Consider the following 21,144-nt stretch of genomic DNA (forward strand, 5'->3'; position numbering starts at 1 on the left):
CAGTTCAGCGCCTTCAGGTCAGCAGTCCGGTGCGCAGCGGTTCGTCGGCCGCGTGGGGGTGGACGTGGTCGTGGCCGGGCAGGGCATGCTGGCCGACGGCCTGCGGCGGCGGGCCGTCGTGGACGACGCAGCCGTCGCGGAGCACGACCGCGCGGTCGATCAGCGGCTCCAGGGGGCCCAGCTCGTGTAGGACGAGGAGGACCGACGTACCGCCGGCGACCTGTTCGCGCAGGGTCGCGGCGAGGATCTCCTGGCTGGCGAGGTCGACGCCGGCCATCGGCTCGTCCATGATCAGGAGTTCGGGCTCGGAGGCGAGCGCGCGGGCGATGAGGACCCGCTGGTGCTGGCCGCCGGAGAGCGCGGAGACGGAGTCCTGGGCGCGGTCGGCGAGGCCGACCAGCTCCATGGCCCGGAGGATCGCGGCCCTGTCCGCCTTGGACGGCAGACCGAAGCGGCGGCGGGCCAGGCGGCCGGAGGCGACGACCTCGCGGACGGTGGCGGGCACGCCGGCGGAGGCGGTGGTGCGCTGCGGTACGTAGCCGACCCTGGCCCAGTCGCGGAACCGCTTCTGCTCGGTGCCGAACAGCTCGATGGTGCCGCCGGTCAGCGGCACCTGGCCGATGACGGAGCGGACGGCGGTGGACTTGCCGGAGCCGTTGGCGCCGAGCAGGGCGACGACCTCACCGCGGTGGACGGTGAGGTCGACGCCCCGGAGGACGGGGCGGGCGCCGAGGGCGGCGGTGGCTCCGCGGACGGAGATGACGGGCGCGTCGCTCACGGGTGCCTCCTGCGTACGGGGGTGGATCACTTGGCGCCGAGGGCCTTCTGCAGCGCGGCGAGGTTCGCGCGCATGACCTCGATGTAGTCATCGCCCTTCGACTGGTCCGTGATTCCCTCCAGCGGGTCGAGCACGTCGGTCTTCAGTCCGGTGTCGGCGGCGAGGGTCTTCGCGGTCTTGTCGCTCGCGAGCGTCTCGAAGAAGACGGTGGTGACCTTGTCGGCCTTCGCGATGTCCTGGAGTTCCTTGATGCGGGCGGGGCTCGGCTCGGACTCGGGGTCCATGCCGGAGATGCCCTCCTGCTCCAGGTGGTAGCGCTCGGCGAGGTAGCCGAAGGCGGAGTGGGTGGTGATGAAGGTGCGGGTCTCGGTGTTCTTGAGGCCCTTCTCGAAGGCGGTGTCCAGGGCGCCGAGCTTCTCCACGAGGGCGGCGGTGTTCGCCTGGTAGTCGGCGGCGTGGGCCGGGTCCGCCTTCTCCAGGGCGGTGCCGACGCCCTTGGCGACCTCGGCGTACTTCACGGGGTCGAGCCAGATGTGCGGGTCGGTGCCGGCCTCGGAGCCGTGGTCGTCGTGGGACTCCTCGCCCTCGTGGGACTCCTCGCCCTCGTGGCCGTGGTCGTGGCCTTCGCCGGCTTCGGTGCCGTGGGCTTCGAGGGTGGTGAGGGTGGCGGCGTCGATCGTGTTCTTCACGCCGGCCTGGGCGATGGCCTCGTCGACGGCGGGCTGGATGCCCTTGAGGTAGAGGATGACGTCGGCCTTGCCGAGCTCGCCGATCTGCTTCGGCTTGAGCTCCAGGTCGTGGGGTTCGACGCCGGGCTTGGTGAGCGTGTTGACGGCCACGTGGCCGCCGCCTATCTGCTCGGCCAGGTACTGCATGGGGTAGAACGACGCGACGACGTCCAGCTTGCCGTCGGTGCCCTTGTCGGCGGCCGAGGAGCTTCCGCCGCAGGCGGAGAGGGTGACGAGACCGAGGGCGACGGCTCCGGCGACGGCGGTGGCGGGTATCAGACGGCGTACGTTCATGACACTCATTTTCAACAAAATTGGAAACGGTTGTCAATTGCCTTGCACGGCTCCCGGGTGTGGCCCTGCCCACCCTCCACCCCGCCCCCGCCCGAGGCCGAACCGATTTGATAACCCGCCCATGGGCGCCGGTAACCTGAGGCATTCGCACTTCGTCGTCGTAATGAAGAGAGCACCGTGGCCGCCGACAAGATCGACACCATCGTCAGCCTCAGCAAGCGCCGTGGCTTCGTTTTCCCCTGCAGTGAGATCTACGGTGGTCAGCGCGCCGCCTGGGACTACGGGCACCTGGGCGTCGAGCTCAAGGAGAACATCAAGCGCCAGTGGTGGCGTTACATGGTCACCTCGCGCGAGGACGTCGTCGGCATCGACTCGTCGGTCATCCTGGCCACCGAGGTCTGGGAGGCCTCCGGCCACGTCGCGACCTTCACCGACCCGCTGACCGAGTGCACCTCCTGCCACAAGCGCTTCCGCGCCGACCACCTGGAGGAGGCGTACGAGGAGAAGCACGGCCGTCTCCCCGAGAACGGCCTCGCCGACCTCAACTGCCCCAACTGCGGCAACAAGGGCACCTTCACCGAGCCCAAGCAGTTCTCCGGCCTGCTCTCCACCCACCTCGGCCCGACCCAGGACAGCGGCTCCGTCGCCTACCTGCGCCCCGAGACCGCCCAGGGCATCTTCACCAACTTCTCCCAGGTCCAGACGACCGCGCGCAAGAAGCCCCCGTTCGGCATCGCGCAGATGGGCAAGTCCTTCCGGAACGAGATCACTCCGGGCAACTTCATCTTCCGGACCCGCGAGTTCGAGCAGATGGAGATGGAGTTCTTCGTCAAGCCGGGCGAGGACGAGCAGTGGCAGGAGTACTGGATGCAGCAGCGCTGGAACTGGTACACCGGCCTCGGCCTGCGCGAGGAGAACATGCGCTGGTACGAGCACCCGCAGGAGAAGCTCTCCCACTACTCGAAGCGCACCGCCGACATCGAGTACCGCTTCTCCTTCGGCGGCAGCGAGTGGGGCGAGCTGGAGGGCGTCGCCAACCGCACCGACTACGACCTGAGCGCCCACTCCAAGGCCTCCGGCGCCAACCTGACCTACCTGGACCAGGAGTCCGGCGAGCGTTACACGCCGTACGTCATCGAGCCCGCCGCCGGTGTCGGCCGCACCATGCTCGCCTTCCTCCTCGACGCGTACACCGAGGACGAGGCCCCCAACGCCAAGGGCGTCATGGAGAAGCGCGTCGTGCTCCGCCTCGACCACCGCCTGGCCCCGGTCAAGGCCGCGGTCCTGCCGCTCTCCCGCAACCCGCAGCTCTCCCCGAAGGCCAAGGGCCTCGCGGCGGACCTGCGCCAGAACTGGAACATCGACTTCGACGACGCCGGCGCCATCGGCCGCCGCTACCGCCGCCAGGACGAGATCGGCACGCCGTACTGCGTCACCGTCGACTTCGACACCCTTGAGGACGACGCGGTGACCGTGCGCGAGCGCGACACCATGAAGCAGGAGCGCGTCTCCCTCGACCAGATCCAGAGCTACCTGGCCACCCGCCTCATCGGCTGCTGACCTCCACGGTCGTCCACGGCAGAGCCCCCGGTCCGGAGCGTCGGACCGGGGGCTCTCCCGTACGTGAGGAACTCAGGCCGCGGCAGCCGCCGCCGCTGCCTCCGCCTCGGCCTGCCGCCGGGCCCCCTCGGCCGCCCGGCGCTTGCCGAACCAGGCCGTCCAGACGCCGAGCGCGCCGAGCACGGCGTAGAGCATGACCGGGCTGACCACCACCATGGTGTCGGTCGGCAGGGCGTACGCCAGCGCGATCCGCACCGCCGCCTCCGCCACGTACGCCACGCCCCACACCAGCGTCATCGTGCGCATGGTGGAGCGGAAGCCCTCGTACTGCCACAGCCCGTTCCACCAGGCGGTGGACTCCGGGGTGCCGTCGGTGGCGAACTTCCGACCGAAGTAGAACATCAGCGGGCGCGGCGCGAGCAGGGTGACGAGACAGAGCAGCCCGAACAGGCCGGTCACGCCGGAGTCCTTGATCAGCAGTGCGCGGGCGGTGTGCGCGCCGATCAGCGAGACGAGGGCGGTGATCACCAGGAAGACCAGGGTGACGAGCGCGAACTCGTCGAGCTTGCGCCGCCAGGCCACCATGATCGCGCTGTCGAGCACCGGCCAGGCGCTGCTGAGCAGCAGCGCCGAGAACTCGGACCAGCCGTGGTCCCCGGTCAGGACGTTGTACGTGACGATCGGCGCCACCACGTTGAGGCCGATGGTCAGGAACCAGCCGAGCGCGGCGGCCTTTCCGGAGCGGGCCGGCGGTCCGGCGGGCTGTTCGGTGACGGACATGGTGCGTTCCCCCTGAGGTGTGTGGTCGGGGAAACGTTAGTCAGGTGCAGGACAGGAAGAGGGAAACTCCGGGCCAAATGATCTTCAAGGCCGGCGCAGCGCCCGCAGGACCAGGGAGACGACGGCCCGGAAGGCCGTCTCGATGCCCGGCGCGGACCAGTCGGCGGCGTGGGCCGGGTCGTGGAAGCGGTCGGTGGCGTCGAAGACGGCGCGGGCGGTGACGGCGACATCGGGATCGGGGGAGGCGAAGATCCCGTCCCGGACCCCGTCCGCGAGGATGGCGGCGATCTGCTCCACCAGGTGCTCCACGTGCCGGTCGACCACCGCGCTGTTCTCGCCGATGAGGACCATGAACGTCGCCATCAGCTCCGGGTCGCCGCCGGCCTTCTGCCGCTTGAGCGCGAAGAGGCGGTCCAGCCAGCCGGACAGCCGCTCGTCGGCGGGGCCCGGACCCTCGGCGTACGGGCGGAGCTCGACGACGTTCCGCTCCAGCCACCGCTCGGTGACCGCCTCGCGCAGCGCCGCCTTGGTGCGGAAGTGGCGGTAGACGCTGCCGTGGCTGACGCCGAGCGCCCGGGCCACGTCCACGACCGTCGCCTTCGCGGGGCCGTACCGCCGCAGCACCTCCTCGGTGGCTTCGAGGATGCGCTCGGCGGTGAGGGTTTCGGTGGCGGCCATGCACTGACAGTACCTGTCAGTGCTCGCTGTCCAGGTGTGCCATCTGCGCGGCCGGATAGCGCTCGCCGGCGGCGGCGCCGGCCGGGACGGCCTCCTCGATCGCGGCCAGGTCGGCCGCGTCGAGGACGACGTCCAGGGCGCCCAGCGCCTCGGCGAGCCGGGTCCGGGTCCGGGCGCCGACCAGCGGCACGATGTCCTCGCCCTGCGCCAGGACCCAGGCGATCGCGGTCTGCGCGACCGAGACGCCCTTGGCCTCGGCGACGGCCCGCAGCCGCTCCACCAGGTCGAGGTTGCGGTGCAGGTTCTCGCCCTGGAACCGCGGGCTCATCCCCCGGAAGTCACCGGCCGACAGAGCGCGGTCGCGGGTGAAGTGGCCGCTGATCAGGCCGCGGGAGAGGACCCCGTACGCGGTGACGCCGACGCCCAGCTCGCGGGCGGCCGGCAGGATCTTCTCCTCGATGCCCCGGGAGATCAGCGAGTACTCGATCTGGAGGTCCGCGATCGGCGCGACGGCGGCGGCCCGGCGCAGGGTGTCCGCACCGACCTCGGAGAGGCCGATGTGCCGCACGTGCCCGGCCTCGACCAGCTCGGCGATGGCGCCGACGGTCTCCTCGACCGGCACGTCCGGGTCGACGCGGGCGATCCGGTAGACGTCGATGTGGTCGGTGCCGAGCCGCTGGAGCGAGTACGCGGCGAAGTTCTTCACCGCGTCCGGCCGCCCGTCATACCCGGTGAACCCGCCCTCGACCGTTCGCAGCGCACCGAACTTCACGCTGGTCAAGGCCTGTTCGCGCAGGGCGGCGGGTGCGGTCCGCAGGGCCTCGTTGATGAGCAGCTCGTTGTGGCCCATCCCGTAGAAGTCGCCGGTGTCGAGCAGGGTCACGCCGGCCTCCAGGGCCGCGTGGATGGTCGCGATCGACTCGGCCCGGTCAGCCTCGCCGTACAGCGCGGACATGCCCATGCAGCCGAGCCCGAGCGCGGAGACGGCGGGGCCGGTGGTGCCGAGGGGGCGGGTGGGAAGCATGGCGGTCTCCTGAGGGGAGGAAGGGGAGGGGGCCCTACAACCATGACATGACCGATGACAGATTTCAATATCTGTCATCGGTCATGTGGGGGGGCTGGAAAAACCGGGTGCACCGCCCCGAACCACCCCGCTACGGTGCGGGCATGTTTGCTCACCTCCCGATTTACGAGTGAGAGCGGCGCCGCTCCGGCGGACCGACGACCACCGCACACCTCACCGAAGGGGAGACCCCCGTGGCCAAGAGCCGTAACAACCTCCTCGGCGTGGGCGGACAGCGCAAGAAGCTGTCCCGCGCCGACCAGCAGGGCGCCCGCCAGGGCCGCGCCGCCGACCGCACCTCCGCGGAGGCCCGCAAGCAGGACCTCCTGAAGAAGATGCGCGAGCGCAACCAGAGCGCCGACACCTCGGAGAAGTAACCGACCGGAAGGGCCCGGACCGCACCTGCGGTCCGGGCCCTTCGCCGTGTCCGTTCAGCCGGTGTGCTCCGCCGCCCTCGGCAGCCGGAGGGCGTACAGACCGGCCAGGAGGGCCAGGGTCAGCTGGATCAGGAGGGTCGTGGCCAGGGCCGTGCTCAGGGGGGCCGTCGCGGCCAGGGACAGGAAGAGCGAGCCCAGGGTCGCCACGCCCAGGGCCAGGGCCGACTGCTGGGTCGTCACCAGGACGCCGCTGCCGACGCCCGCGCGGTCCGCCGGGATGTGGGCGAGGACCACCCGGAAGAGGACCGGGAGCTGGAGGCCCTGGCCCAGGCCCGCCGCCGCCATGCCCGGCGCCAGGGTCCACGGGGTGACGTCCGGCCAGGAGCGCAGGACCGTCCACGCCAGCATGCCGAGGCCTGCCGCCTGGAGGACCGCGCCCGCCGGGATCACCCGGGTGCCCCAGCGGGCCACGAGCCGGGGGCCCGCGAGGGAGGCCGCGAAGAAGGCCAGGGCCATCGGGACGAGCGCCGCGCCCGACGCGATCGGGCCCAGCTCCAGGCCCTGCTGGAGGGCCACCGCGATCACCAGGAGGAAGCCGCCGAAGCCGCCCGAGAGGGGCAGGACGAGGGCGAGGGCCCGGCGGAGGGGGAGCAGGCGGAGGAGGGACGGCGGGACGAGGGGGGTGCCGCCCCGGAGTTCCGTGCGCCGCTCCGTGCGCCAGAACGCCGCCGCCAGGAGCGGGAACGCGGCGAGCGCGCCCCACGTCCACAGCGGCCACCCCGCCGCCCTGCCCTCCGTCAGCGGGAGAAGGAGCGAGACCAGGGCGAGGGCCAGGAGGACCGTGCCCCGCACGTCCAGGGGCGCCGGGGCCGCCGCGCGGGTCTCCGGGACCGCGCGGAGTACCAGGGGGAGGGCGAGCAGCACCACCGGCACGTTCACCAGGAAGGCCGCGCGCCAGCCGAGGCCCGCCACGTCGGCGGCGACCAGCAGGCCGCCCAGGATCTGGCCGGAGACGAACGCGAGCCCGTTGGTCGCCCCGTACAGGCCGATCGCCCTCGCCCGGCGGGCGCCCGCCGTCGAGGAGTGAAGGGTCGCGAGCACCTGCGGCAGCAGGAGCGCCGCCGCGGCACCCTGTGCCACCCTGGCCGCCACCAGCGCCCCGGCGCTCGGGGCGAGGCCGCAGAGCAGGGACGTCACGCCGAAGGCCACCAGGCCCGCCAGGAAGAGCCGCCGCCGGCCGAAGAGGTCGCCGAGCCGGCCGCCGAGCACCAGCAGGACCGCGTACGCCAGGCCGTACCCGGCGACGACCAGTTCGAGGAGCGCCTCGCCCGCGCCGAGGTCACGGCCGATCGACGGCAGGGCGACGTTGACGATGAAGAAGTCGACCAGGGGCAGCGCGGCCCCCAGGAGGACGGTGAACAGGCCCAGGGAGCCGAGAGCCGGCGCCGGGGCGGTGCGGGCGAGGGGACGGGGACGGGACGGTCGGGTTGTCGTGGTCACGTTTCCGACCTTCGGCGCCCCGCCCGCCTGGTACCAGAGTCTCCTCATCCTGGTATCAGGACTGCCTGGCACCGGGGTCTGCGGGCGGGCAGTCTGGGATCATGAGCATCGTCGTGACGACCGGGCCCGAGGCCCGGCGGCGGGAACTCGCCGCCTTCCTGCGCAGCCGGCGCGAGCGCCTCACCCCCGAGCAGGTCGGCCTGGTCCGGGGCCGCCGGCGCCGCACCCCCGGCCTGCGCCGCGAGGAGGTCGCCCAGCTCTCCGCCGTCGGCGTCACCTGGTACACGTGGATCGAGCAGGCCCGGGACATCCAGGTCTCACCGCAGGTCCTCGACGCCCTCGCCGGGGCCCTGCTCCTCGACCCGACCGAGCGCGCCCACCTCTTCGCCCTCGCCGGACAGACCGACCCCCGGCCCGGCACCCCCAGCCCGGCCGTCACCCCCGCCGTACGCGCGCTGCTCGACCAGCTGGAGCCCATGCCCGCCGCCGTCCAGAACAGCCGCTTCGACATCCTCGCCCACAACCGGGTCTTCGGGCGGCTCTTCCGCGACCTCGACGCGCTGCCGCCCGAGGACCGCAACACGCTCTGGCTGGCCTGTACCGACCCGGAGTTCCGGGCCGCCATCGCCGACCCGGAGCTCGTCCCCCGTCTCGCGGGCAAGCTGCGCGCCCGGATGGCCGGGTGCATGACCGACCCCGCCTGGAAGCGGCTGGTCCAGCGGCTCGAAGCGGCCTCACCCGAGTTCCGCGAGGTCTGGGCCCGGCACGACGTGGTCTCCTCCGAGGGCCTGGCCAAGGTCGTCCGCAACACCCTCGTCGGACCGCTGGGCTTCGAGCACACCAACCTGTGGCTCGGGCCCGCGCCGGGACCCGTCCTCGTCACCTACGTACCGCTCGACGAGGAGACGCGGGCGGCCTGCGCCCGGCTCCTTGAGCTGGTGACCGGGGAGCGGGAGCCCCGGGCCGCCGCCTGACGGGGACGCGGGGGGCGACGGAGACGACGGAGACGGCGGAGACGGCGGAGACGGGGGAGGCGGAGACGACGGAGGCGTACGGCAGACGGTGGTGGCGGAGACGACGGAGGCGTACGGCAGACGGCTGTTCCCCGCGGTACGGGACAATGGGGCCATGACCGCGTTCTCCCCCCTCTCCATCGGCCCGCACGTCGTGCGGCCCCCGGTGGTGCTCGCCCCCATGGCCGGCATCACCAACGCCCCCTTCCGGACCCTCTGCCGCGAGTTCTCCGGCGGCAAGGGACTGTTCGTGAGTGAGATGATCACGACGCGGGCGCTGGTCGAGCGCAACGAGAAGACGATGCAGCTCATCCGGTTCGACGAGACGGAGACGCCCCGGTCGATCCAGCTGTACGGGGTGGACCCGGTCACCGTCGGCAAGGCGGTGCGGATGATCGTCGACGAGGACCTCGCCGACCACATCGACCTGAACTTCGGCTGCCCGGTGCCCAAGGTGACCCGCAAGGGCGGCGGCTCGGCGCTGCCGTACAAGCGGCCGCTGCTGCGGGCGATCCTCCACGAGGCCGTGACGAACGCGGGCGACCTGCCGGTCACGATGAAGATGCGCAAGGGCATCGACGACGACCACATCACCTATCTCGACGCGGGGCGGATCGCCGTCGAGGAGGGCGTGACCGCCATCGCGCTGCACGGGCGGACCGCTGCCCAGCACTACGGCGGTACGGCCGACTGGGACGCGATCGCGCGGCTCAAGGAGCACGTGCCGGAGATCCCGGTGCTCGGCAACGGCGACATCTGGTCGGCGGACGACGCCGTGCGGATGATGCGCGAGACCGGCTGCGACGGGGTGGTCGTGGGGCGTGGCTGCCTGGGCCGGCCGTGGCTCTTCGCGGACCTGGTGGCGGGCCTTGAGGGCACGGGGGAGTACCGGACGCCGGGTCTGCGGGAGGTCGCGGAGGTGATGGTGCGGCACGCGACGCTGCTCGGCGAGTGGATCGGGGACGAGTCGCGCGGTGTCATCGACTTCCGCAAGCACGTGGCCTGGTACCTGAAGGGCTTCTCGGTCGGTTCGGAGATGCGGAAGCGGCTGGCGATCACCTCGTCCCTGGAGGAGCTGCGCGCTCAGTTGAGCGAGCTCGACCTGGACCAGCCGTGGCCGGTGGGGGCGGACGGCCCCCGGGGGCGTACGTCCGGAAACAACCGGGTCGTCCTGCCGGACGGCTGGTTGAAGGATCCGTACGACTGCGCCGGGGTGAGTGAGGACGCCGAGCTGGACACGTCCGGAGGCTGAGATGTTCGGCCTTCCGAGGGAGTGATCCTCGCCACCCCTGAGGGGGGTGGCGCTCAGATGAGCGCGTTACGGATGGCTGTACCGCTTGAAGGGTGGCACCGGGTGCCACCCTTTTTGTGTTCAGGAGTTGAACGCAAATGCTCACCGATGCCGCTCACCTGAGCGGCTAGTCCCTGGATTGGGTCAAGCGGGCTTCGGGGCGTGAAAGCGGAAGCTTCGCCTCGGTAACTTTCGAAGTGGTGGCGGACGGGTGGTTACGACCGGATGACCGGTAGGCGTACCTCCCCAGAAGCCTTCGATCTGGGTATGTTCCTCGCCGTCAGGGCAGCCAACCGAGTCGTCGAGGAGTCGAGACCCGTGTCGGAAAACAATGATCAGAAGTTCGTGTACGACTTCACCGAGGGCAACAGGGACCTGAAGGACCTGCTCGGTGGCAAGGGGGCCAACCTCGCCGAGATGACCAACCTCGGTCTCCCGGTCCCTCCGGGCTTCACGATCACCACCGAGGCGTGCAAGGTCTACCTCGAGTCCGGCTCGGAGCCCGTCGCCCTGCGCGACGAGGTCTCGGCCCACCTCGACGCCCTTGAGCGGAAGATGGGCAAGAAGCTCGGCCAGGCCGACGACCCGCTGCTCGTCTCGGTCCGCTCGGGCGCCAAGTTCTCCATGCCCGGCATGATGGACACGGTCCTCAACATCGGCCTCTCCGACGTCTCCGTCGAGGGCCTCGCCCGCCAGGCCGACAACGAGCGCTTCGCCTGGGACTCGTACCGCCGCCTCATCCAGATGTTCGGCAAGACCGTGCTCGGCGTCGACGGCGAGCACTTCGAGGACGCCCTCGACGAGGCCAAGGCCGCCAAGAAGGTCACCAGCGACACCGACCTGGACGCCGGCGACCTCAAGAAGCTCGTCGAGAAGTTCAAGGAGATCGTGAAGGCCGACACCGGCCGCGACTTCCCGCAGGACCCGCGCGAGCAGATGGACCTGGCCATCAAGGCCGTCTTCGACTCCTGGAACGGCGACCGCGCCAAGCTGTACCGCCGCCAGGAGCGCATCCCGCACGACCTCGGCACCGCCGTCAACGTCTGCTCCATGGTCTTCGGCAACCTCGGCCCGGACTCCGGCACCGGCGTCGCCTTCACCCGCGACCCCGCCTCCGGCCACCAGGGCGTCTACGGCGACTACCTCCAGAACGCGCAGGGCGAGGACGTCGTCGCCGGCATCCGCAACACGGTGCCGCTGGCCGACCTGGAGTCGATCGACAAGAAGTCGTACGACCAGCTGATGCAGATCATGGAGACCCTGGAGACCCACTACAAGGATCTCTGCGACATCGAGTTCACCATCGAGCGCGGCCAGCTCTGGATGCTCCAGACCCGCGTCGGCAAGCGCACCGCCGGTGCCGCCTTCCGCATCGCCACCCAGCTCGTGGACCAGGGCCTGATCGACGAGGCCGAGGCGCTCCAGCGCGTCACCGGCGCCCAGCTCGCCCAGCTGATGTTCCCCAAGTTCGACGAGAACGCGAAGGTCGAGCAGATCGGCCGCGGCATCGCCGCCTCCCCGGGCGCGGCCGTCGGCAAGGCCGTCTTCGACTCCTACACGGCCGTCAAGTGGTCCCGCTCCGGCGAGAAGGTCATCCTGATCCGCCGCGAGACCAACCCGGACGACCTGGACGGCATGATCGCCGCCGAGGGCATCCTCACCTCGCGCGGCGGCAAGACCTCGCACGCCGCCGTCGTCGCCCGAGGCATGGGCAAGACCTGTGTCTGCGGCGCCGAGGAGCTGGAGGTCGACACCAAGCGCCGCCGGATGACCACCGCCTCCGGCGTGGTCATCGAGGAGGGCGACGTCGTCTCCATCGACGGCTCCACCGGCAAGGTGTACGTCGGTGAGGTACCGGTCGTACCGTCCCCGGTCGTCGAGTACTTCGAGGGCCGCATGCACGCCGGCGCCGACGACGCCGACGAGCTGGTCCAGGCCGTCCACCGGATCATGGCCTACGCCGACCGCGTCCGCCGCCTGCGGGTCCGCGCCAACGCCGACAACGCCGAGGACGCCTCCCGCGCCCGCCGCTTCGGCGCCCAGGGCATCGGCCTGTGCCGCACCGAGCACATGTTCCTCGGCGAGCGCCGCCAGTACGTCGAGCGCCTGATCCTCGCGGACACCGACGCCGAGCGCGACGAGGCCCTCAAGGCCCTGCTGCCGCTGCAGAAGAACGACTTCGTCGAGCTCTTCGAGGCGATGGACGGCCTGCCGGTCACGGTCCGCCTGCTCGACCCGCCGCTCCACGAGTTCCTGCCCGACATCACCGAGCTGTCGGTGCGCGTGGCCCTCGCGGAGTCCCGCAAGGAACCGCACGAGAACGACCTGCGCCTGCTCCAGGCCGTGCACCGGCTGCACGAGCAGAACCCGATGCTGGGTCTGCGCGGCGTGAGGCTCGGCCTGGTCATCCCCGGCCTGTTCACCATGCAGGTCCGGGCGATCGCGGAGGCCGCGGCCCAGCGGATCGACGCCAAGGGCGACCCGCGCGTCGAGATCATGATCCCGCTCGTGGGCACCGTCCAGGAGCTGGAGATCGTCCGCGAGGACGCCGAGAAGGTCATCGCCGAGGTCCAGGCGGAGACCGGCGTGGAGCTGAAGCTGGCGCTCGGCACCATGATCGAGCTGCCCCGCGCGGCCGTCACCGCCGGCCAGATCGCCGAGGCCGCCGAGTTCTTCTCCTTCGGCACCAACGACCTCACGCAGACGGTCTGGGGCTTCTCCCGCGACGACGTGGAGGCCAGCTTCTTCACCGCGTACCTGGAGAAGGGCATCTTCGGCGTCAGCCCCTTCGAGACCATCGACAAGGACGGCGTCGGCTCCCTGGTCCGCTCCGCGGTCCAGGCCGGCCGGGCCACCCGCCCCGACATCAAGCTCGGCGTCTGCGGCGAGCACGGCGGCGACCCGGAGTCGGTGCACTTCTTCCACGAGGTCGGCCTCGACTACGTCTCCTGCTCGCCGTTCCGGATCCCGGTGGCGCGTCTGGAGGCCGGTCGTGCGGCCGCCGAGTCGAAGGGCAGCGACAGCCGCTGACCCGAGGGGCTCCGGCCCCGCACAGCCCCCGGGGCCGCCGTCGCCATCCCTTCCGAACCCTCACCGGCGGGCGGCGGTCCCGGATCGAAAGAGGCGGGACGGACACCTTGTGCGGAGGTGTCCGTCCCGTCGTTTTCACGTCAGATTCATGCGCAATTACGCCCGCATTGAATTATTGGAAATTGAACGTCTGTGTTTGCGGGCGTTCGGTCACGGCCCCGGTTTGCGGGCGTTTCGGACGCGACCCCCGGATCCCCACCCGGGGGTCGCGACCTTTTCACAGTGTCGGGCAGGTGAGCCGCAACCCTCGCCGACCGCCGCCGGACGGGCAAAGCCCCCCACGGTCTCCACCACGTCACCTCGGTCCTGAAGGTTTCCTGCCCGACCAGCACAGCATTTCCGTTGGGTGGTGTTCGCCGCGATGCTTTTCAACTGTGGCTGAAACACCCTGGTAACGTGCTGTGATGGCGTGCATACTCGTCGACGGGGTGGTTGCGAGTGCACAGGTGGGGACTTCATGCTTCGTATTCATTTCACCGCGGACGATCTGGCGGGGGTGCGGATCGCCGCCCGTCCTGACGTCCTGTGGGAAACGATTCTCAGCTTTCACCGTTTAAGGGACCGGCGCGGCCCGGTGGTGTTCGGCGGATGGCGTACGGAAACGAGGGCGCGGCTCGGCGGGGAGACCCGGCTGCTCGCCGCTCTTGTCCCCAGTCGTGGTTATTTCCCCGACTTCCTGACCCCGGCGGAGGGCCTCCAGGGCCTCGACGACGGGCTCCAGGCGGTCCGCGCGACCGCGCCGGGCCGGCTCCGCTCGGAGCTGTCCCTGCTGGCCGCCGACCGGAGCGGCGGCCGTACCGTGCCGCACTCGCTGCGGGCCCTCGCCGACGGCGGCCCGGAGCCCTTCGACCGGCTGCTCGGGGCGCTGCGCAGCTACCACCGGGCGGCGGTGGAGCCGTACTGGCCGCACATCCAGGCCCGGGTGGAGGCCGACCGGGCCCGCCGGGGCCGGGCGGTCCTGGACGGCGGCGCGGAGGAGCTGCTCGGCTCGCTGCCGCCGATGCTGACCTGGCGGGCGCCGGTCCTGGAGGCCGCCTACCCGGTCGACCGCGACGTGCACCTGGACGGGCGGGGGCTGCTGCTCCAGCCCTCGTACTTCTGCCGGGGGACGCCGGTGATGCTGCGGGACCCGGCGCTGCCGCCGGTGCTCGTCTACCCGGTGACCCACGGGGAGGCGCCGACGGTCCGCCCGCCGGGCGTCTCCTCGCTGGCGAAGCTGGTGGGCCAGACCCGGGCGGAGGTCCTCCGGGCCATCGGGGACGGCGGGACGACCAGCGAGCTGGCCCGCCGGGCCGGGGTGTCGCTCGCCTCGGCCAGCCAGCACGCGGGCGTGCTGCGGGAGGCCGGCCTGATAGCGACCCTGCGGCACGGCAACGCGGTGCTGCACACGCTGACGCCGCTGGGCGCCGCCCTCCTCGGCGGAGGGCGGGCCCAGCGGCGCGAGGAGCGCTGCTACGCGCGGAACGGGCCGGTCACCTCGTAGGTGATGCCGCCCGAGGAGCTGCCCGTGGTGCCGCGCTGGCTGGAGAAGTACAGCCGCGTGCCGTCGGGCGAGAAGGCCGGTCCGGTGATCTCGGAGCCGGACTGGCCGGTGATCCGCAGGAAGGGCGCGACGGTGTCGTCGGGCGTGATCAGGCAGATCTCCATGTTGCCGCCGTCCTCGGCGATGTAGAGGTCGCCGGAGGAGGAGCCGGTGATGTTGTCCACGCCGGTGAGCGGGGCGGCGCCGCCGGGCACCAGGGAGTCGTCGTAGGCGAGCTCGTAGGTGTTGCTGGTGAGGTTGATCTGCCAGACGCGGTTGTCGCCCTTGGTGGTGAACCAGACCTTGCCGTCGGCGTAGTGGCAGCCCTCGCCGCCGTTGAACTTCTTCGCGCCGGAGACCTGACCGCGGGTGGCCTTCGGGGAGCCGTCCGGGTCGGGGACGTTCGCCCAGGTGAAGGAGCCGGAGGTGGCGGTGCCGGCCTTGAGGACCTGGAGGGTGCCGGAGGAGAGGTCGCCCCAGGTGGCGGGGGCGAAGCGGTAGAAGCAGCCGTCCGACTTGTCCTCGGTCAGGTAGATGACCTGGCGGACCGGGTCGGCCGCGGCGGCCTCGTGGTTGAAGCGGCCCATGGCGGGGCGGCGGACGGCGGCGTTCACGCCCCGCGGGTCGGTCTCGTAGACGTAGCCGGTGTCCACCTCCTCGCAGGACAGCCAGGTGTTCCACGGGGTGGCGCCGCCCGCGCAGTTGCGGTTGGTGTTGGACAGGATGCGGTAGGCGGAGGTGACCGTGCCCGAGGAGTTGAACCTGATGGCGCTCGCGCCGCCGGTCGAGGAGATCTCCGAGTTGGACACGTAGATCCAGCCCGTGCCGTCGGCGAAGCAGGCGCCGCCGTCGGGGGCGTTGTGCCAGGTGTACGAGGTGCCGGGCACGGCCTGGCCGGACCGGGCGATGATCCGGCTGGTGAACCCGGCCGGCAGCATGATGCCGTTCGCGTCCGCCGCGCCGAGCGCCCCGTAGGGGCCGGCGCCGGGCTGGGCGGGGGCCGCGTAGGCGGCGCCCCGCATCAGGGTGCCGCCGAAGGCGGCCGCCGACGTGCCGATGACCGCTCCGCGCAGGAAACTGCGTCGCTCCACGTCTTCTCTCCAGGGGTGTGGTGACCCCCCCGCCGCACGGTCAGCGGCGGGGCCGTGCGCTGGTGAACCTAGGAGCCCGGAGTTGACTGTGCATCAACAATCGGTGACGGGGAAGGGGCGGGCGTGGGGCGGAGAGCCGGTTCCGGGGCCGGGCGGCGCCCCTGACCGGGCCCGGTCGGGACCTTCGGCACTGGGAGACAGGGGAGGGTACGGAGAGACTGGGGCCATGCGCGAAACCCGGGAGCCCGCCGACATCGGCGGCCGCGACGACCTCGACGTGGTGCTGCGCCGCTTCTACACGGCCGCCTTCGCCGACCCCCTCATCGGCCCCTTCTTCACCGAGGTCGCCGGCACGGACCTGGAGGTCCACCTGCCGCGCATCACCGACTTCTGGGAGCGCGCCCTCTTCCGTACCGTCGAGTACGCGCGGGACCCCTTCGCCCCGCACGCGGTGCTGCACGCCGCCCGCCCCCTCGCCGCCGCCCACTTCGGCCGCTGGGTCCAGCTCTGGCAGGCCACCGTCGACGGCCTCCACCGGGGTCCGGTCGCGGACCGGGCCAAGGCGATGGGGGAGCGGATCGCCGTCGCCATGCTGAAGCGGCTCGGCGGCCCCGGCGCGGAGGCGGCGGCGGCCACCGGCGGGACCGGCGGCTTCGTCCCGTCGGCGGCGCTCACCCTGCGCATGCCGACCTGAACGAGAAAACTTCTCCGGAGAGCGATGAGTCCGGGCCGCAAGCCCCGTCCTACCTCTCGACAGCACCGCCACGACGGAGAAGAGAGAGCACACCATGGCCCCGCAGATGATCTTCGTGAACCTGCCCGTGAAGGACCTCGACACCAGCAAGGCCTTCTACGAGAAGCTCGGCTACACGATCAACCCGCAGTTCACCGACGAGACGGCCGCCTGTGTCGTGATCAGCGACGCCATCTTCGTCATGCTGCTCACCGAGGAGAAGTTCCGGGACTTCACCGCCCCCGGCAAGACGGTCGCCGACGCCACGCGCTCCACCGGGGTGCTCCTCTCGCTGAACGCCGAGAGCCGCGAGAAGGCCGACGAACTCGCCGACCGGGCCCTGGAGGCGGGCGGCAGCCCGGCGAAGGAGCCGATGGACCTGGGCTTCATGTACGGCCGCTCCTTCGCCGACCCCGACGGCCACCACTGGGAGGTCTTCTGGATGGACCCGGCCGCCGCCCAGGGCTGAGCCCCGCCGCCCGCCAGGACCGGGCGAGTCACCTCACGTGAGGCGGACCGGATAGACCGTCACCGACACCTCGTCGTCGTCCAGGCACCGCCCCGTCACCAGGTCGAAGCGCTGCTTCAGGAGCGGCGAGGCGACGAACGGACGGCCGTCCGCCGTGCCGATCAGGCCCCGGGAGAGCACCTGGGCGCCGGTGAACGGGTCGCGGTTGTCGATCGCGTACGCCCGGCCCGCCCGGTCCCGGAAGACCGCCGCCTGCCGTCCGTCCGGCAGCAGGGCCGCCAGGCCGCGGCCCGGGGTCAGGCGGGTCTCCTCGCAGACCGGCATCCAGGAGTCGGGGGTCGGGGAGAGTTCAAGAGTCGTCGGTGTCGGCAGCGTCGGCAGCGTCGGCAGCGTCGTCATCGGGATGTGACTCCTTCCAGAGTGAGGAACGTGAGGTCCGGCTTGATCTGGTCGCGCTCAGGGACGAACCGGACCGTCGGGTCCGGCGTCTCCGGCGCGTTCACGAAGGAGACGAAGCGGCGCAGCCGCTCCGGGTCGTCCAGGGTCTGCGCCCATTCGTCCTGGTAGCCGGCGACGTGCGCCGCCATCAGCGCCTCCAGCTCGTCGCAGAGGCCCAGCGAGTCCTTCACGATCACGTCGCGGAGGTGGTCGAGGCCGCCCTCCAGGCGCTCCAGCCACACCGACGTCCGCTCCAGGCGGTCCGCCGTCCGGATGTAGAACATCAGGAACCGGTCGATGAGCCGCACCAGTTCGGCGTCGGACAGGTCCTGGGCCAGCAGGTCCGCGTGGCGCGGGGTCGCGCCGCCGTTGCCGCCCACGTACAGGTTCCAGCCGTTCGCCGTGGCGATCACGCCGAAGTCCTTCGACTGGGCCTCGGCGCACTCGCGGGCGCAGCCGGAGACCGCCGACTTCAGCTTGTGCGGGGCGCGCAGGCCCCGGTAGCGCAGCTCCAGCTGGATCGCCATCCTCACCGAGTCCTGCACGCCGTAGCGGCACCAGGTCTGTCCCACGCAGGACTTCACCGTGCGCAGCGCCTTGCCGTAGGCGTGTCCGGACTCGAAGCCGGCGTCCACCAGGCGGGTCCAGATCGCCGGGAGCTGGTCGACGCGGGCGCCGAAGAGGTCGATCCGCTGACCGCCGGTGATCTTCGTGTAGAGCCCGAAGTCCCGGGCCACCTCGCCGATCACGATCAGCTTCTCCGGGGTGATCTCGCCGCCGGGGATGCGCGGCACCACCGAATAGGAGCCGTTGCGCTGGAGGTTGGCCAGGTGGTGGTCGTTGGTGTCCTGGAGCGCGGCCTGCTCGCCGTCCAGGATGTACCCGTTGTTGAGGGAGGCGAGGATGGAGCCGACGGTCGGCTTGCACACCTCGCAGCCCTCGCCGCCCTTCGCCGCCTCCCGCCCGTGCGAGTCGAGCAGGGCGGCGAAGGACGTCACCCGCAGGGTGCGGGCGATCTCGTAGAGCTCGCTGCGGGAGTAGGAGAAGCAGCCGCAGAGCCCTTTGTCGGTCGCCGCCGGCAGCAGCTTCTCGATCACCTTCACGCAACTGCCGCATCCCGTACCGGCCTTGGTGCACTTCTTCACCTCGGGCAGCGAGGAGCACTGGCCGATCGCGTGCTTGGTCACGTTGTGGCAGGAGCAGATGACGGCGTCGTCCGGCAGCGCGGACGGACCCAGCGCCACCGGCGCGCCCGCCCCCGCCGGAAGCACCAACTGCTCGGGGGAGACAGGCGGCTTCGTCCCCGTCAGCGGGCGCAGCAGCCCGTACGACTCGGCGTCGCCGACCAGGACACCGCCGAGCAGCCGGCCCTCGGCGTCCACCACCAGCTTCTTGTAGACGCCCGCCCGGGAGTCGGAGTAGACGACGTCGAGGCTGCCCTCGGCGGTGCCGTGCGCGTCGCCGAAGGAGGCCACGTCGACCCCGAGCAGCTTCAGCTTGGTCGACAGGTCGGCGCCGGTGAAACCGGTCTCCTCGTCCACCTCCTCGGCGAGCACCGCGGCCGCCGTCTGCGCCATCTCGTACCCCGGCGCCACCAGGCCGTAGACCCGCCCGTCGGAGGCGAGCGCGCACTCGCCGATCGCGAGGACCGCGGGGTCCGAGGTGCGGCACAGCTCGTCGACGGCGATGCCGCCGCGCTCGCCCACGTCGAGTCCGCACTCGCGCGCCAGCTGGTCCCGGGGCCGTACGCCCGCCGAGAACACCACCATGTCGGTGGCGAGTTCGGTGCCGTCCGACAGCCGCATGCCCGTCACGGCCCCGTCGGCCGTCACGACCTCCTGGGTGCCCGTGCCGGTGTGCACGGTCAGCCCCATCTGCTCGATCGTCCGCAGCAGCGCCGCGCCGCCGCCCTCGTCCACCTGCACCGGCATCAGGCGCGGCGCGAACTCCACGATGTGGGTGTCCAGGCCGAGGCCCTTCAGCGCGCCGGCCGCCTCCAGGCCGAGCAGACCGCCGCCGACCACCGCGCCCGTCGTCGCCGTCTTCGCGTACTCCTCGATCGCGAGCAGGTCCTCGATCGTGCGGTACACGAAGCAGCCGCGGGCGTCCTTGCCGGGCACCGGCGGCACGAAGGGGTACGAGCCGGTGGCGAGCACCAGGTGGTCGTAGGCGACGACCCGCCCCGACCGGGCGGTGACCGTCCGCGCCGCGCGGTCGACGGCCACCACCGGCTCGTCCGTGTACAGCTCGATGCCGTGCCGCTCCATGAACCCGGCCTCGACCATCGACAGGTCGTCCGGCGTCTTCCCGGAGAAGTACGAGGTCAGCTGGACGCGGTCGTACGCGGGGCGCGGCTCCTCGCAGAGGACCACGATCCGGGCCCGCTCGGTGACGCCCCGGTCGGCGAGCGCCTCCAGGAACCGCTGACCGACCATTCCGTGGCCGACCAGGACGATGGTGGGAATGGTGGAAGTGGTCATGAGGAGCCTCCGTCGTGGGTGAGCAGGTGCAGCAGGGGGGCCTCCGGCAGGGCCTCGTCGCCCTCCCAGGCCCGGGCGAGCGTGCCGACCGCGGCCAGATCGCCGAGGAGGACGCCCCCGACGAGCCGGTCGCCGCGGACGACGACCTTGCGGTAGGCGCCCCGGGTCGCGTCGGTGAGCTGGACGACGTCGTCGCCCGGCCGCGGGGTGGCCTCGCCGAAGGCGGCGAGGTCCATCGGCCGCGCCCCGCCGAGGGTGAGCCGGGTCAGCGCCCGGGTGCCGGTGTAGCGGGGCCCGGCGGCACCGGACAGCACGTCCGCGAGGACGTCCGCCTGTTCCAGGGCCGGGCCCGCCAGGCCGTAGACCCGGCCGTCGTGCTCGGCGCAGTCGCCGATCGCGTGGATGTACGGGTCCGAGGTCCGCAGCTCGTCGTCGACGACGACCCCGGTGCGGACGTCGAGCCCCGCCTCGCGGGCCAGCGCGACCCGGGGCCGTACCCCGCAGGCCAGGACCACGACCTGGGCGTCCAGGACGAAGCCGTCGGCGAGTTCCACCGCCGTCACCGCCCCGTCCCGCTGCCGCAGACCGCTGACCCGGCACTCGGTGTGCGTCTCGACGCCGAGCCCGTCCAGGTGCTCCCGAAGCAGCGCGGAGGCGTGCGGGTCCAGGTGCCGTTCCATCAGGCCCTCGCCCTGCTGGGTGAGGACCACCTCCGCGCCGAGCGCGGCGAGCGCCCGCGCCGCCGACACCCCGAGGAGCCCGCCGCCGATGACGACCGCCCGCACCCCCGGCCGGACGACGGCCCGCAGGGCGAGGCAGTCGTCGAGGGTGCGGAAGGGGTGCACGCCCTCCGGGAGCTGGGCCCCGCGCAGTCCGCGCAGCGGCGGCAGCACCGGGTTGGAGCCGGTGGCGAGGACCAGCCGGTCGTAGCCGACCAGCGAGCCGTCGGCGCACTCCACCGTGCGGGCCGCCCGGTCGATCCGCACCGCCCGCACTCCGCGGCGCACCGGCTCGCGGGGTTCGGGCAGGGCGATGACCTCGGGGGCGTACCGTCCGGCGAGGACGTCGGCGAGCAGCACCCGGTTGTACGGGGCGTGCGGCTCCTCCCCGAGGAGGGTGACCGGCAGGCGCTGGGCGAGGCGGAGGCCCGCCGTTCCGCCTCCGACCACCACGATCCGTGTACTCATACCCGGAAGGGTGCGGGCCCGGTGTTTCCCGGTGGCATCCCGACTGTTTCCCGTACGGAACGCTGATCTCCG

General features: G+C 71.8%; 18 protein-coding genes. 8 read left to right on the plus strand and 10 right to left on the minus strand.

Features of this window, described 5'->3' with window-relative positions:
* Positions 1-13: 13 nt before the first annotated feature.
* Positions 14-778: a metal ABC transporter ATP-binding protein gene (locus QK442_RS18925; RefSeq protein WP_282695142.1), complete on the minus strand. Its 765-nt coding sequence runs from the start codon at positions 776-778 to the stop codon at positions 14-16.
* Between the two features lie 26 nt (positions 779-804).
* On the minus strand, positions 805-1,800 hold the full coding sequence (locus QK442_RS18930; RefSeq protein ID WP_282695143.1) for a metal ABC transporter substrate-binding protein: 996 nt from the start codon (positions 1,798-1,800) through the stop codon (positions 805-807).
* Positions 1,801-1,977: 177 nt separating this feature from the next.
* Here QK442_RS18930 and QK442_RS18935 point away from each other — a divergent pair, with 177 nt between their 5' ends.
* On the plus strand, positions 1,978-3,360 hold the full coding sequence (locus QK442_RS18935) for a glycine--tRNA ligase (RefSeq protein ID WP_282695144.1): 1,383 nt from the start codon (positions 1,978-1,980) through the stop codon (positions 3,358-3,360).
* 72 nt (positions 3,361-3,432) lie between these two features.
* Here QK442_RS18935 and QK442_RS18940 read toward each other — a convergent pair whose 3' ends face one another.
* The 3 genes from QK442_RS18940 to QK442_RS18950 all read right to left on the minus strand — a co-directional run bounded on the left by QK442_RS18940 (position 3,433) and on the right by QK442_RS18950 (position 5,842).
* Positions 3,433-4,140: a VC0807 family protein gene (locus QK442_RS18940; RefSeq protein ID WP_282695145.1), complete on the minus strand. Its 708-nt coding sequence runs from the start codon at positions 4,138-4,140 to the stop codon at positions 3,433-3,435.
* Between the two features lie 84 nt (positions 4,141-4,224).
* Complete coding sequence (locus QK442_RS18945) at positions 4,225-4,818, minus strand: TetR family transcriptional regulator (protein ID WP_282695146.1); 594 nt, start codon at positions 4,816-4,818, stop codon at positions 4,225-4,227.
* 16 nt (positions 4,819-4,834) lie between these two features.
* Positions 4,835-5,842, minus strand: a complete 1,008-nt coding sequence (locus QK442_RS18950) for an aldo/keto reductase (RefSeq protein ID WP_282695147.1) — start codon at positions 5,840-5,842, stop codon at positions 4,835-4,837.
* Positions 5,843-6,075: 233 nt separating this feature from the next.
* Here QK442_RS18950 and QK442_RS18955 point away from each other — a divergent pair, with 233 nt between their 5' ends.
* On the plus strand, positions 6,076-6,258 hold the full coding sequence (locus tag QK442_RS18955) for a DUF6243 family protein (RefSeq protein ID WP_282695148.1): 183 nt from the start codon (positions 6,076-6,078) through the stop codon (positions 6,256-6,258).
* A gap of 54 nt (positions 6,259-6,312) precedes the next feature.
* Here QK442_RS18955 and QK442_RS18960 read toward each other — a convergent pair whose 3' ends face one another.
* Entirely contained in the window at positions 6,313-7,806 is a 1,494-nt protein-coding gene (locus QK442_RS18960) for an MFS transporter (protein WP_282695149.1), read from the minus strand.
* A gap of 53 nt (positions 7,807-7,859) precedes the next feature.
* Here QK442_RS18960 and QK442_RS18965 point away from each other — a divergent pair, with 53 nt between their 5' ends.
* The 4 genes from QK442_RS18965 to QK442_RS18980 all read left to right on the plus strand — a co-directional run bounded on the left by QK442_RS18965 (position 7,860) and on the right by QK442_RS18980 (position 14,635).
* Complete coding sequence (locus tag QK442_RS18965; RefSeq protein WP_282695150.1) at positions 7,860-8,732, plus strand: helix-turn-helix domain-containing protein; 873 nt, start codon at positions 7,860-7,862, stop codon at positions 8,730-8,732.
* Positions 8,733-8,886: 154 nt separating this feature from the next.
* Positions 8,887-10,023 (plus strand): tRNA dihydrouridine synthase DusB, encoded by a 1,137-nt coding sequence (dusB, locus tag QK442_RS18970; protein WP_282695151.1) that lies wholly within the window; start codon positions 8,887-8,889, stop codon positions 10,021-10,023.
* Between the two features lie 357 nt (positions 10,024-10,380).
* Positions 10,381-13,092 (plus strand): pyruvate, phosphate dikinase, encoded by a 2,712-nt coding sequence (gene ppdK / locus QK442_RS18975; protein ID WP_282695152.1) that lies wholly within the window; start codon positions 10,381-10,383, stop codon positions 13,090-13,092.
* A gap of 517 nt (positions 13,093-13,609) precedes the next feature.
* Positions 13,610-14,635: a winged helix-turn-helix domain-containing protein gene (locus QK442_RS18980; protein WP_282695153.1), complete on the plus strand. Its 1,026-nt coding sequence runs from the start codon at positions 13,610-13,612 to the stop codon at positions 14,633-14,635.
* Here the strand turns inward: QK442_RS18980 and QK442_RS18985 are convergent.
* Entirely contained in the window at positions 14,605-15,765 is a 1,161-nt protein-coding gene (locus QK442_RS18985; RefSeq protein ID WP_282695154.1) for an alkaline phosphatase PhoX, read from the minus strand. The two genes, QK442_RS18980 and QK442_RS18985, sit on opposite strands and share 31 nt — an antisense overlap.
* A gap of 226 nt (positions 15,766-15,991) precedes the next feature.
* On the opposite strand from QK442_RS18985, the gene QK442_RS18990 reads away from it, so the two are divergent.
* Together QK442_RS18990 and QK442_RS18995 are read left to right on the plus strand one after the other, a co-directional pair.
* Entirely contained in the window at positions 15,992-16,459 is a 468-nt protein-coding gene (locus QK442_RS18990; RefSeq protein ID WP_282695155.1) for a group III truncated hemoglobin, read from the plus strand.
* A 94-nt stretch (positions 16,460-16,553) separates the two neighbouring features.
* On the plus strand, positions 16,554-16,967 hold the full coding sequence (locus QK442_RS18995) for a VOC family protein (RefSeq protein WP_282695156.1): 414 nt from the start codon (positions 16,554-16,556) through the stop codon (positions 16,965-16,967).
* Between the two features lie 33 nt (positions 16,968-17,000).
* Here QK442_RS18995 and nirD read toward each other — a convergent pair whose 3' ends face one another.
* Genes nirD through QK442_RS19010 form a run of 3 tightly spaced genes read right to left on the minus strand, consistent with a single transcriptional unit; the run spans position 17,001 to position 21,072 of the window.
* The gene (nirD, locus tag QK442_RS19000; protein WP_282695157.1) at positions 17,001-17,366 is read right to left on the minus strand and encodes a nitrite reductase small subunit NirD; all 366 of its coding nucleotides are present in this window, start codon (positions 17,364-17,366) and stop codon (positions 17,001-17,003) included.
* Positions 17,363-19,885, minus strand: coding sequence for a nitrite reductase large subunit NirB (nirB, locus tag QK442_RS19005; protein ID WP_282695158.1), 2,523 nt, complete (start codon positions 19,883-19,885; stop codon positions 17,363-17,365). Before nirB ends, nirD begins: the two co-directional genes overlap by 4 nt.
* Positions 19,882-21,072 (minus strand): FAD-dependent oxidoreductase, encoded by a 1,191-nt coding sequence (locus QK442_RS19010; protein ID WP_282695159.1) that lies wholly within the window; start codon positions 21,070-21,072, stop codon positions 19,882-19,884. Before QK442_RS19010 ends, nirB begins: the two co-directional genes overlap by 4 nt.
* Positions 21,073-21,144: the final 72 nt, after the last annotated feature.

The sequence above is a fragment of the Streptomyces sp. CC208A genome (assembly GCF_030010625.1).
Lineage (GTDB): Bacteria > Actinomycetota > Actinomycetes > Streptomycetales > Streptomycetaceae > Streptomyces.